1 protein-coding gene is annotated in these 359 nt (G+C 64.3%); it reads right to left on the bottom strand.

Annotation, left to right across the window (positions count from 1 at the left end):
* A partial coding sequence (locus RTW80_RS27875; protein ID WP_312721362.1) for a tetratricopeptide repeat protein occupies window positions 1–359 on the bottom strand: 359 nt, incomplete at both ends.

The raw sequence follows: 359 nt of genomic DNA, 5'->3' as shown, positions 1-359 counted from the left end.
CGGCTGCGATTTGGCCTGCGGAAGAATGGCGTTGAAGGTCTGTTCTGCCGCGGCATGATCACCCAGGCCAGCCTGCGCCATGGCAAGCCGGCGCTGCATATTGATGGAGAGCGGTTCGCCGTTCTGTGCCGCGGGCAGTTTCGCCAGCGCCGCGCGCGCCGCGTCCTTGTTACCCTGGGCAAGATAGACCTCGGTCAGGCCGAGGATCGCGTCTTCATTCTGCGGTTCGCGTTGCAGGACGGTGTTGTAGGCGGTTTTCGCGGCCTCATGATCGCCACGCTGTTCAGCCCAGTCCGCCAGCGTCAGGTCGATACGGGTGGACGGAGGCTGCTGGCGAAGCAACGTTTCCGCCTCCTGCT

The sequence above is a fragment of the Escherichia sp. AM3 genome (assembly GCF_032029835.1).
In the GTDB taxonomy this organism is placed as follows: Bacteria; Pseudomonadota; Gammaproteobacteria; order Enterobacterales; family Enterobacteriaceae; genus Escherichia; species Escherichia coli.
The sequence above is the reverse complement of the archived record's forward strand: the minus strand, read 5'-3'. Positions and strand labels throughout refer to the sequence as shown.